Source organism: Gemmobacter nectariphilus DSM 15620 (assembly GCF_000429765.1).
Classification (GTDB): domain Bacteria; phylum Pseudomonadota; class Alphaproteobacteria; order Rhodobacterales; family Rhodobacteraceae; genus Wagnerdoeblera; species Wagnerdoeblera nectariphila.
The window spans coordinates 18,703-31,053 of sequence record NZ_AUCM01000023.1; the positions used below are offsets into that span (position 1 = coordinate 18,703).

The window sequence follows — 12,351 nt, forward strand, 5'->3', positions numbered from 1 at the left end:
GCATTAGGCTCGGCGCATGAACGAAGAAGCCGAAAAACGTATCGCGGCAAAGCTCGCCAAAGCGATGGCGATTCTGTGTGTCCGAAACTCGCGCCTCGAAGACCTGCACGCCGGAACGGTTCCGGTCACGAAAACCGGCGACTGGTCCGACGTCCTCGTCCTCGATGCCGACGGCAACCGTATCCCATGGCGCGACGTGTCGCGGATCGACGACGACGAGATGCAGGCACTGATGCGCGATGTCGTAAACCGCCTCTACACCTTCCAACTTCATGCCGGAAATCCGGCCATGCAGGCCGAGATCGAGAAGTGGCTGTCGGTTGCGGGAAAGTGGGACGAGCCTCAGATCGACAATCGGATGCTGGGCCGGGGTCGCACTGCCGACTGACGTGAGAACGTCTGGTTGCGCTTCTGGTAGGTCGGTTTCTCAGGGAACGACCGGATAGAAGGGGCGGCCCCAGTCACCTGCAGGGTTATCCATCATCAGGTCAACGAACACCGGAACGAGGAATGCAAGGATCGCAGCCCCGTCGCGCACCTGGGCTCGGTTGACCCCGCTGTTCCAGGTCGCCCCGCCATGCACCAGCTGATTGCGTAGGACATAGAGACGGTCGAAAACGAAGCTCAGCACCCGCGCGCTGTCGCCAGCCTGAAACGCTTGTGCAAAGGACCGAGCCGATGCCTTGAAGCGATCTTCCCAATCCGCGAACCCGTCGATACCGTTGTGGTGCTGCCAGAACGGATTGAAGACATAGCGGTTTTCCAGAAGCAGGCGCACTGGCCCGGAGAAGCGTTGCCAGACAGCCTTGTAGATGCGGCGTTCGCTGTCCAATGCGGTCAGCCGTCCGAAGTAGTCGAGGAAGGCCGCGCGTTCGCCCTGCGGAATGGACTGGAACTCCCGTTCGTCTGCATAAGCGGCGTTGAATGCGATCCAGAGGAAGATGAAACGGGCATCGTCATCCCCGTCGCAGGCCTCGGCCCGACCGATCCAGCTGATAGCGCGATGAACGCGCAGGCCCATCGTCTCGGGGAACCCCGCCCGAATGGCACGCTGTTTTTCCTTGAGGGTGGCGAAAGTCAGTGTGTCAGGCATCAAATGGATCCTCTCAAATTCGGGTCACGGCATGGCGGCAAAGTCTGAGCGGCGATGTCCTTCGACCATGTCGCGCAGTGCCAGGGGTGCAATTACCTCAACCTTGTCGCCCCATTGGTAGAGATGCCAGGCCATCTCGAGCCAACCTGCCGCATGGAAGCGCACGATCAGGCTGCCGTCGTCCTGCGGTTCCAGCTCCTGCCGGGGGTGAAAGCGGAAGCCCGCGGCGCGGTCGGCGGCTTCCGGGGCAAAGCGCCAGACCACCTCGGCATATTGCGCCGGATCCTGCCATACGCCGAAGGCCTGCGCGGCGTATTCGGCGATCGTGAACCCGTCCTGCAGGGCGAAGCTTTCGTTCAGTGTCTCGGCTTCGTGGATGAGGTCGATGCGGAAGTTGCGCACCTCATCGGCCTTGGCCGGATCGCGAGCAGCAAGATAAGTCCGATGGCCCAAGAGGACCCCGTGTGGTTCCAGGATGCGGAGTGCTACGTCCTGATTGTAGCGCACCCGCAGACGGAAAGGGCCGCGCAGGGACTCGATGATGGCATCAAGGATATCCGGTTGAAGGCTGACCTTCGGCCCCGGCCGGGTGACCTGCCCCATGGCGGCAAGGACAGCCTCTGCATCCGCCTCCACCCGTGCTCGGGCGGGAACACGCGCCAAATTGCCATCGCGCAAGTCGTTCAAGGCCTTGGCGTGGCGCACCCGGCCCTCGGCCTCGGCCGTTCGGGCCGCGATCTCAAGAGCCTCGACGCCGGTTTCGTGCCGAAGCTTCAGCTGCGACAGGCCGGGATCGGAGAGCCGCCAGCGCCGCCTGCGGTCCTCTCCATCCGCAGCTTCGACATTGCCGAAGGTCTCCTCAAGCGCGTCGGTCATGCGTTGCGCGGTACGGTGTGAGACGCCGAATTCCTCGCAGATATCCTCAAGACTGACGCCGCCGCGCCGTGCGGCGGCCATCTGGGCAAGGCGGATGAGATCCTGAGCCTTGGAAAAGGACATACACCCTCGCAAGCCTGTCAGAGTTTGACACCCCTGCAGGCTAGGAAGGTTGGTGCGACCTGTCGAGCCGATTCCCGAGTGATTTCCATCACCAGTTCCTTGGCCCGGCAGGTGCACCAACGAATTGAGAGGAAGAACAATGGCTGGTCGTGTCATCAGGATCGAAAGGGTTTCATCGCGTGTCGGCAGCGTCGAGGAGCCTGTCGTCACGTCTAAGGGCTATCAGCTTGCCGATCCGGCGCATGGCAAACACAAACACCACGCCGAAAACGCGACCTATGTCCGGACGCTGGACGAGGCGGCCTCGCTTCTCAGTCGTGGCTTTTCGCTGCGCATGGGCGCAAAAGGCAAACCGCCCTCGCTGATCGCGCCGAAGAGCCTCCGGATCGTGCGCGAGGATGATGTGTCGTTGTCTTGAACCGGCACAAGCTTCAGCGGTGGGCACGCCGATTTATTGGCGTGCTGAGCCCGACAGGAATTGACACCCAAGGCGTTTATTGCGGAACCTGTGACCTGACGAGACGATTCCGCTTCGGGTTGCGCTCAATTACGATTTCAGGGCGACCATGAGGAACCTCGGCGGCAACATCCTTTTCTCGGCGACCGACCTGATGCGGTTCATGGGCTGTGCCCACGCAACGACGCTCGACCTGATGCGCCTGCGCGGCGAGGGGCCGGAGCCGGGCGAGGATACCGAGGATGCGGCGCTGCTTCAGAAACAGGGCGATGCGCATGAAGCAGGGCATCTGCAGAAGCTGAAGTCCGCCGGGAAAGCCGTGCTGGAAATTCCCCGAGGCGATCTGGTCGCCGATGCGAAAGCGACCCAAGCGGCACTGGCGCAGGGTGCCGAAGTGGTTTTTCAGGGGGCCTTCCTGTCCGGCACCTGGGGCGGCTGGTCGGACTTCCTGGAGCGCGTGGAGCGCCCATCGGCGCTCGGGCCCTTCAGCTATGAAGTGGCCGATACCAAGCTGAAGCGCAGGCCGCATCCCAAGCATGTGCTGCAACTGGTCTTGTACTCTGACTTGCTGACCGAAGTGCAGGGTGTCGCGCCGGAATTCGCCCATGTCGAACTGGGCACCGGCGAGCGCGCGACCCTTCGGCTTGCGGACTACGCCCACTACGCCCGGGCGGCGCGGGGGCGGCTGGAGGCCTTCGTGGCGGAGCCGACGCCGACTAGGCCAATCCCCTGCGCCGACTGCGGGCTTTGTCGCTGGGCCGATCACTGCGAAAGCGTCTGGCAGGCCGAGGACAGCCTGTTCAACGTGGCCAATATCAGCCGCGGGCAGGTCAAGAAGCTGGAGGCCGCCGGAGTCACCACGATGGCGGACCTTGCGGAACTGGATCGCCCGGTGCGGGGCATGGCCGAGGGCACCCGCGCGCGACTGGTCACGCAGGCCCGGTTGCAGCACGCCCGCAAGACCGGCGCCCCGTCCTTCGAGTTGCGCGCACCCGAGCTCGGCAAGGGATTTGACCTGCTCCCGGAACCGCAGCCGGGCGATCTGTTCTACGACATCGAAGGCGATCCGCACTACGAGGGCGGCCTCGAATATCTGCACGGCGTCTGGTGCGACGGGCAGTTCCGCGCCTTCTGGGCGCACGACCACGCGGCCGAGGCCAAGGCGCTCGAGGAGCTACTGGCCTTCTTCCGCGCGCGGCTGGAGGCGTTCCCGAACGCCCGCATCTATCATTATGCGGCCTACGAGATCACCGCGCTGCGCCGCCTGACCACGAAATACGGGATCGGCGAGGCTTTCCTTGACCGATTGCTGCGCGAACGCCGCTTTGTCGATCTGTTCGCCGTGGTGCGTGGTGGCTTGATCGGGTCGGAGCGCAACTATTCCATCAAGTCGATGGAGGCCTTCTACGGCCGCGTGCGCGAAGGCGAGGTCAAGACTGCGGGTGGATCGGTCGTGGCCTATGAGCGCTGGCGTGAAACCCAAGACCAGCAGATCCTTGACGAGATCGAGGATTACAACCGGATCGACTGCATCTCGACCGAGGAATTGCGCGACTGGCTGGTGGGCATCCGCCCCGCGGGTCCGTGGCCGACCCTGGCCCCTGATGCCGGGCCGAAAGAGGCTGAGGAAGATGCCGATGCGCAGGCCTTGCGAGCGGCACTTGCCGCATCGGGTCTCCCCGATGACCGGCAGGCGCTCCTTTTCAACCTTGGTCTCTTTCACAAGCGCGAGGCCAAGCCCGCGCAATGGGCAGTGTTCGACTCCGCGTCCAAGGACGAGGACGACCTGCTGGATGATCTTGATGCGTTGGCGGGGCTGGAAGCGATTGGTCCGATCGAGCCGGTCAAGCGGTCCTTTGCCCGCAGCTATCGCTTCCCCTCGCAAGAAACGAAGCTTCGCCCTGGCAAGGGCGCGACGGTGCCGGTGTTCGATGGCCCGCCGATCTCGGTCAGCATTGCGGACATGGATCGCAAGGCGCGGCAGGTCACGGTTAAGGCCGGGCCGGGGAAGGATCATCTTTTGGGAGACCGGGTGAACCTGCACCCCGACTGGCCGCTTGATCCCAAACCCATCCCTGGCGCCTTGCGTGACGTCATCGCCGACCAATGCGGGCCAGGGGGTTATCGGGCGGTCGATGACCTGCTGTCGCGCGCGGGGCCTCGACTGACGACCGGCCCCCTGACGCCTGTTGCCGACCCCGTTGCCGGCACGATCGCGGCCGTCGGCGCCATGGACGAAACCGTGCTGCCGATCCAAGGACCGCCCGGCACGGGCAAGACCTATGTCACCGCCCGAGCGATCCTGTCGCTGGTGCGGAACGGCGCGCGGGTCGGCGTGACCTCGAACAGCCACGAGGCGATCCGCAACGTCCTGATGGGTTGCCTGAGTGCGCTCGAGGATGAAGATCTGCCGATCACGCTGGATCTGGTTCACAAGACCAGCGGCGACGATGACGGCTACCCCGACGATTGCCCGGTGCGCCGCACCACCAGCAATGACGAGGCCGCGGGCGGGCAGCATGTTGTCGGCGCGACGGCCTGGTTCTTCTCTCGCGACGAGAATGTGCAAGCCTTCGACTGGCTGTTCGTGGACGAGGCCGGACAGGTCGGTCTGGCCAACATGGTTGCCATGGGCCGGGCCGCACGCAACATCGTGCCGGTCGGCGACCCGCGCCAGTTGCCGCAAGTGATCCAAGGGGCGCATCCGGAGCCTGCGAACCTGTCCTGCCTCGACTGGATGCTCGGTGAACATGCGACCGTGCCCCCTGACCGTGGCATTTTCCTGCCCGTCTCGCGCCGGATGCATCCTGAGGTCTGCCGGTTCATCTCGGATCAGGTCTATGAGGGGCGGCTGAACAGCCACCCCGACACTGCCCGGCAGGCCGTCCGTGGGACGCGCTTCCCCGAGGCGGGGGCCTTCTGGGTGCCGGTCCCGCACGAGGGCAACGCGCAGATCGCGGGCGAGGAGGTCGAAGCGATCCGCGCGGCCGTAACTGATCTGATGAGTGGAACGTGGACAGAGAAGGACGGAACCAGCCGCCCGATGCAGGCCAGCGACATCATCGTCGTCGCCCCCTACAACGCACAAGTGAACGCCCTGCGCGATGCGTTACCCGGTGCCATCCGTGTGGGCACGGTGGACAAGTTCCAGGGACAGGAAGCCCCGGTCTGCCTTGTCTCGATGACCGCCTCGTCGGCCGAGGAAACCTCGCGCGGAATGGAGTTCCTGTTCTCGCTCAACCGCATCAATGTCGCGGTGTCCCGCGCCAAGGGGCTGGCACTGGTCTTCGGCGCGCCGCGTCTGCGCGAGGCGAAATGCGAGACGGTCGAGCAGATGCGGCTTGTGAACACGCTCTGTGCTTTGCCCGTATTCAAACAGAACGAAAGAGGACGTGCATGACCGAGAACGAGTGGTTTGTAATGCGTCCGCAGAAGGCTCAGGCTTATGGCCGCCCCGAGGCCGGTGGTTTCCTTGTCCGCAAGGGCTCGACGGCGATGCGGGAAGGCTCCCCTCGTGTGAAGCGGGATCGCGAGGAGCGTGACCGTCTGCTTCGGCAGGCAGTCCTCGTCCCTGACAGTGACCCTGACTTGTATCGTTTTGCGCGCGATCACCTCTTCGGCAGCTCCAGTGTGGCCGGGGGGGTCGTCAAGGATGGAAACTGCAGTGGACCCCAAAGCTGGCGCAGGGCTAGTGATGGTAAGACGATCAAGGAAGCGCTCGGATAACTGTCCTGTTCGCTGTGATCGGGACAGAGTTGGGCGAGCAAATGAACTGTGTAAGTTCTGGCAACAGATTAAGTGAAAGCAGTCTTATGCGTCGCGAACTGAGATGTACTGAATGTCCGTAGAACAAGAGATCAGCGCCAGAGCGCACGACGCGCACATGACAGGCGAGGCTTGGGCTGCGTTTATTTCTGCTGAGCTGAAATCTACGTGCAAGGCATACCTCGAGAAACCCGCCTTCCTTCTAGGGCATTCACGCACCGAAAAGCAGACGACGGCGGATTATGCCGGTCGCGAGCTTCTGGAGCTCGTTCAAAACGCGGCGGACGCGGCAAGCGAGGTGGGTGGTTCTGGACGTGTCCTAATCGAGGTGACGCCGGAGGCACTATACGTCGCCAACACTGGGCAGCCGTTCCGGAGAGGTGGTGTCGCATCCCTGATGACGGCACACACCAGCGACAAGCCAACGCGCGCGGCGCGCATGATCGGCGCGAAGGGGCTGGGGTTTCGTGCGATCCTGAATTGGACTGAGGCCCCCATTATCATCAGTGGTGCGCTTGAGTTGGGGTTCTCGCGGACCCATGCACGCGCCATGGTTGCTGAGCTAGCTAATCAGAACGCTGAGATTGCCGCTAGCTTCAGCGGGGATACTATCAACCTACCTCCATTGCTTGTGTTTCCCGCCACCGGTGCGGAACTAGACTCACTGAGTGAATGCGGCACGCAGGCTGTTGTGCGGCATGCCCGCAGACTTCGAGAAGATGGATATGACACAGTCATCGCCGCTCCACTCGGCAGTATCAAAGCACTGAAGAGAGTCATTGAGCAAGCAACTCAGTTCCAGCCTAGCTTTCTTTTGTTCGTCCGAGCGTTGGACGAAATCTGCATTCGACTGCCCGACTATGATGAGAAGAGATGGACAAAGGGTGTGAAAGACAACGGCGATGTATCGCTGTTGCTCGAATGTGGTTCGGAGACCAGCACTCAGGATTGGATTGTCAGGCAGCAAGTAGGTACTATTGGAGAGAAAGAAAACGTACGGGAATTTGAACTCGCCATAGCCATAAGGGCTGGCGAAACGAATGCGCCTGGCAAGTTGCACAGCTTCTTCCCAACCTCTCTGCCGCTACCGTTCTCAGGCCTCTTCCACGCCACACTGGAACTCGACTCTAGCCGCAAGACGATCAATGAAGATTCGCAGCACAACATCGAGGTTCTGCGAGCTCTTGGTCGTCTACACGCCGAAATGCTCACCGAGCTCCGCAAAATGGGCCGAATTTCTGAACCGCTTGACTGGCTTATTGCGCATCAGAAATTTCCAGACGCGCTGAAACCAGTCGCAGAGGCCGCATGGCTGCGGGCAAAAGATCTACCCATCGTCCGGTGTATGGATCGTGTTTGGCGCAAACCCAACAATGCACGAATTGGTCCAATAAACTATGCTGAGTACCTGCCAGCACGACTTTTCGGCCAACTCGCCAGCGTCAGTTCAACTGCCGCAGAGGCGCTCCTGAGGCACGAACTGGGTGTGCCGATGGTGAGCACGAGAGATCTTCTTAATACACTTCGGGACGCAGACCTCAGTTTCTCTGAGCGTGCAAAGGCGATAGTAGGCATCGCGAAAGCCTTTCCAGAAGACCAACACGATCGGCGTTTGTTGGTCGACATCAAAGGTAAGGAAATGTCATCGACGGCCACGGCATTTCCCCCTCCCTCCGACGTAGCCAAGCGACACGGGCTTCCCGAATGGGCGAACGCGCGCTTCATCCATCCACAGCTTTGGACCGAACTACTAACTGAGACATCGGGAAATGTCGTCCGCGACAAAATCCACTCGCTGAAAGGGTTCCGTGTCGTTGAGTACAGCGCGGAAGCCGTCATCGCAGCGCTTCGCAGCAGAGTAACGGACCTTCTGAAGAAGAAACGAAGCAATCCTGACCATCTGCAAGCAAGTTTGTTGGCCACGATCTACACTCTGCATGACCGGGGCCGAAACACGCCTCAAGGGGTTTTTCGAGTACGATGCAAAGATGGACAATGGCGCGACATAACAACCGTCCATCTCTCTGAAGATTATGGAATAATTGGACGAACCACGGCGGCTCTCTATCCTGGTCAGCCCGAACTACTGATCGGCACACCACTTGAAAATGGCTTCGGCGAAGAGCCTGTTGATTTGGTCGAGTTCCTCATATGGCTTGGTATCAATCCATGGCCGCGAAAGATAAGCGGACCTCTGCCAGTGAAATGGCGTCAATCGGTGATTGACGCGCTACCCGAGAACTTTCAGGTTACGGACGGAAACACCTCAAGAGAGATTAAAAGCTCGAATCTTTCTTGGGGCTACACGGTCAATGCAACTCATGACACCGTCGACGGACTTGAACGTATTCTCAGTGATGCACCGGCTGAGGCCATTCTAGCATGGCTTGCTCATGATCCGCGGCTTGATCCCCTTGCCCCTATTCCGGCTTTCAGCGTTAGGTTAGAAGCTCGAGAAAACGGCTTATCAAAGTTTCGGACATTTCCGGGAGCTCTCCCTAACTCGGTTCATCTCGATATCCAAACGAGTGCATGGCTCGATTGCCAAGACGGACAGCGCCACGCACCAAGAGACGCAATGATCGAGCCGGGGGTTCTCTCAGCACTATTCGAGGCGCCCCGCGCACCCAGTTCGACTAGCGAGATAGAATTCGGACTCGATAAGGCACATTGGCGAAGAGGCCTTGAGCGTGCAGGCGTGGTGCGAAATTTGGATGACCTCCCCGAAGCACAGGTGTATCGGCTTCTTGCTTCACTTCCAGCAAGGCAGATCAAGCCCGAGGTAGGTAGCAGACTTTTTCTCCAGATCTTGGAACGAGAAACGTTCGACCCGGAGCTCGGGGGAGTGGACGGAATTACATTTCGTACAGAAGGCAAACTACCTGTCCAGTTTGCAGGGCGCCGAGTTTGGGCGGAACGGGAGGGGGTTCTTTACGCTCAGCGCGATGACTTTCCTTCAGTTGCAAAGTCCCACCTGCGACTCCTCGATTTACCGTCTCGTCGGAATGCTAAACAGGTGATGGCGCGTTTCGGTGTCTCCACACTGCAGAAGGATGCGCTCAATCTCAGGCTTTGCTCCGTAGATGAGGTTGTAGAGGGCGATTCCATAACTTTGCGGTCACGCTTTGATCTATCGAAGCCTTACATAGCCGCCCTCCGCAAAGCGCTATCTCCTGACGGCACTCATCTACGTCGCCTAGAAGCAGTTCAGCTCAAGGTCGCGTCTCATGCCGAGATGGAGCTGTCAATCAACGGCGCCACGATCGTCGAGAAATTGGACCCATGGCGTCACAGCTTCGATGGTGACACATTGGTCATTACAGTCGACGGCACCCGAAGCTTTGAAGAGGTGATGGATCTCGGATGCCATGCAGTGGCGGATGGGCTTGCGGAGCTTTTTGAACTACAAAGCGGCGCAGACTTTATGCCTTTCTTGTCGGCTTCTACGGACGCGCTGCGTCGCGCCCATCTTCAACGTGCCCTACCTTCATTTAGCGAGGAAGAACTTGCTTCGTTGATCGGAGGCGTCGATCACGCGTTTGTCTCTCCGTTTGCACCAGACGTAGATGCGGAGACGTTGGCTGCCGGGCCGGCAGCGGCCGCGAACAAGTCGCGCGGTGGGCTAGCTTCATCCGCTGCGGATAGCGGGAACGACGAGCTGGGGCCAGACCCGGACGAGGTTCCTAATGGAGCCAAACCATCCGAGGTCGAGTTGACTGTTCAACAGCGTCAGCCGCAGAACAGTACATCGTTGGAGCGCGCGCCTTTCCCGCGGCGCACGCTACGCGTTTCAGGGCCTACAGGTCACGTCCCAAGTCCAAATGCTACAGACCCACACCGTGCGGCGGATGCGGAGCATTGGACTGCAGCGTTCGAACGCGCCAACGGCCGTTGGCCCCAGCTGGTTGCCCACCTGCAGGGCACAAGGGCTTTTGGCTGTGACTATCTTACTTTTGACAGCGAAGAGAATCGTTCGGCATTCCTAAAGAATCCAACAAGAATGGAACTGGTCAGCCGGTTTATCGAGACAAAGTCCGGCAGTGTTCGATTTTCGGACAATGAATGGCTAGCCGCAAACAACCTGGGTGAACGATACTTCATATATCGGATCAGCTTTAGTGAAGGAGGTCGCGACCAAGCCCAACTGACTGTAGTGCGCAACCCTTCTGCTCGGGGAGAAGCGATACGGACCGAAAGAGAATTGTTGGTCGACAAGGTGAACGGACGAGAGGAGTTTGATCTGGTCGTCGCCGAGCCCCTGGTAGAAGAGCAGTCCGAAGCGCACGTTGCTGCTACAAAACATACTTGAAGGCAGGAGATAGGGTGGTTGTCGCTCTTCCATGGCGGCATCGCGAGGTGCAAAACTCTCGGCGCAAAGCCACAGACTGAAGTGAGGCGTAATTTAACCTCGTAGAATCAGTGTGTTGCGAGGTGGAGAAGGTTGGACCGCAGGCCCATCCCCTCCGCCACTTGCCCTCGCGAAAGCGTTCTCCCGACCCAGCTGTGGCCGGATTTTTCCGTTGTTTTCGAGGGTTATGCGGGTGGGGCTGTGCACTGGCCTTGGCGCCAAAAGGCCCGAAGGCGGTCTCTCAGGGCCGACATTCTCCGGACCTCATGACTGCACCGATTTAGTGCGTAGCCTGTAGCCATTTGAAATCGCGTATCTTTCTGCTCAAGCCACCCGAACACTTCGACGCCGGTCGCGCTCGATAGATGGAACAGAAATCGAACCTAGCTTGATCTCAGTCTTTAGTTGGATCGCTTCTTTCCCGGGTTACTTTCCTACCAAAGCGAGCGATGGAGCGTTGCCTGACTTCTAATTGTTGGCACGTTTGGTATACGCTCGACCGTGTGTCCCGTGCTAACCAACAGGAGAGTTGATGAGCTTTCTTAGCCAGCGTTCTTTGGTTCCAGCATCGACTCTCACGGGTCCACGGGTCTACTCGACGGATCTGCATGCCTCAAACTTTCGGAACGAGAGCTTGGATGACTTCGTGCTCACCACAGCACGAGCGCTGAAAACCAAGATGCTCACCAAGGGCACAGTGACTATCCATATGTCTCATCTGCTTTCGCCAGGCGGAATTCATTTCTTAGAGGCCTTTCCTGACGTTCTTCAATGCAAGGCGTTGCTGCCGGCATTTCGCGAGGATAAGCAATCAGTTGGGGATTACGTGAACGATCACGAGGAGGCCTATCACGCTGCAGGTATTGATGGGGCGCAGGTGGCGAGAATTGTGTCGTTACTAGAAGCCTCGTTCGAGCACGTGATGCCTTGGCAACTCGGCGACGTTCATGCTCGGTATAGAGAGCGGATCGTTGCCGGGCTTGTTGACCCGGTTTCGACGGCTCGCCGACGCCTTCTCGTTGCAAACGGGAATAATGAAGCCGAGATCAATGCCATCGCGGAGGAAATTGCGGCTGGTGATTTCTCTGAAGACGGTTCGATGAGACGATATTTGAGTGAAACCGACCCCAAGATCCGGTCGCTCCTCAGATATTACGAGCAGGCGGTTTATCACATGGCCGGGACGAGTGTCGTCAACTGCGAGTCCGGGACTGATCTTTCGCCCGCGTCGACCTTCAGCGCACTGGTAATAGCAGAGAACGATTATTCTGCTGCGCAGCCCCCCGTCTCCGATGCGAACGTGTTCATGCGCTTTTTCCTCGGGGAAGCATTTGAAGCGATGCAGTCGCGGGCCTTGAACCGCACCGGGTTCTCCGGAGGCTGATTTCGGTTAGTTACGCGGCCATGGGTTCTGTTTCCAGAGTTGCGTAGAAGTTTGCCTCGGCTTCTGCGGGCGGGATGTTCCCGATCGGCTCGAGCAGGCGGCGGTTGTTGAACCAGTCCACCCATTCGAGGGTTGCATATTCGACGGCTTCGAAGCTGCGCCACGGGCCACGGCGGTGAATGACTTCGGCTTTGAAGAGGCCGTTGATCGTCTCAGCAAGCGCATTGTCATAACTGTCGCCGACGCTGCCGACAGAGGGCTCGATGCCCGCTTCGGCCAGTCGCTCGGTGTATTTGATTGACAGA

General features: G+C 59.8%; 9 protein-coding genes. 6 read left to right on the forward strand and 3 right to left on the reverse strand.

The genetic code is table 11. The annotated features are described in order from the left end of the window. Positions 1–16 precede the first annotated feature (16 nt). Positions 17–388, forward strand: a complete 372-nt coding sequence (locus tag G481_RS0116695; protein ID WP_028031028.1) for a hypothetical protein — start codon at positions 17–19, stop codon at positions 386–388. Positions 389–427: 39 nt separating this feature from the next. On the opposite strand, the gene G481_RS0116700 is transcribed toward G481_RS0116695, so the two are convergent. Then, the gene (locus G481_RS0116700; RefSeq protein WP_028031029.1) at positions 428–1,093 is read right to left on the reverse strand and encodes a HEPN domain-containing protein; all 666 of its coding nucleotides are present in this window, start codon (positions 1,091–1,093) and stop codon (positions 428–430) included. A 24-nt stretch (positions 1,094–1,117) separates the two neighbouring features. After that, positions 1,118–2,092, reverse strand: a complete 975-nt coding sequence (locus G481_RS0116705) for a helix-turn-helix transcriptional regulator (RefSeq protein ID WP_028031030.1) — start codon at positions 2,090–2,092, stop codon at positions 1,118–1,120. A 139-nt stretch (positions 2,093–2,231) separates the two neighbouring features. Here G481_RS0116705 and G481_RS0116710 point away from each other — a divergent pair, with 139 nt between their 5' ends. From G481_RS0116710 to G481_RS0116735, 5 genes are all read left to right on the forward strand, one after another. Beyond that, on the forward strand, positions 2,232–2,510 hold the full coding sequence (locus G481_RS0116710; RefSeq protein WP_028031031.1) for a hypothetical protein: 279 nt from the start codon (positions 2,232–2,234) through the stop codon (positions 2,508–2,510). Positions 2,511–2,658: 148 nt separating this feature from the next. Further along, positions 2,659–5,949 carry a TM0106 family RecB-like putative nuclease gene (locus G481_RS0116715; RefSeq protein ID WP_028031032.1) on the forward strand — a complete coding sequence of 1,097 codons (3,291 nt, stop codon included), beginning with the start codon at positions 2,659–2,661 and terminating at the stop codon, positions 5,947–5,949. Next, positions 5,946–6,275 carry a DUF4357 domain-containing protein gene (locus G481_RS26515; protein ID WP_028031033.1) on the forward strand — a complete coding sequence of 110 codons (330 nt, stop codon included), beginning with the start codon at positions 5,946–5,948 and terminating at the stop codon, positions 6,273–6,275. The genes G481_RS0116715 and G481_RS26515 overlap by 4 nt, the downstream gene beginning before the upstream one ends. Before the next feature lie 112 nt (positions 6,276–6,387). Beyond that, the gene (locus G481_RS26035; RefSeq protein ID WP_154664655.1) at positions 6,388–10,623 is read left to right on the forward strand and encodes a sacsin N-terminal ATP-binding-like domain-containing protein; all 4,236 of its coding nucleotides are present in this window, start codon (positions 6,388–6,390) and stop codon (positions 10,621–10,623) included. A 571-nt stretch (positions 10,624–11,194) separates the two neighbouring features. Next, positions 11,195–12,046, forward strand: coding sequence for a hypothetical protein (locus G481_RS0116735; RefSeq protein WP_028031036.1), 852 nt, complete (start codon positions 11,195–11,197; stop codon positions 12,044–12,046). Between the two features lie 10 nt (positions 12,047–12,056). Here G481_RS0116735 and G481_RS0116740 read toward each other — a convergent pair. Beyond that, a partial coding sequence (locus G481_RS0116740) for an integrase core domain-containing protein (protein WP_035026522.1) occupies positions 12,057–12,351 on the reverse strand: 295 nt, incomplete at its 5' end.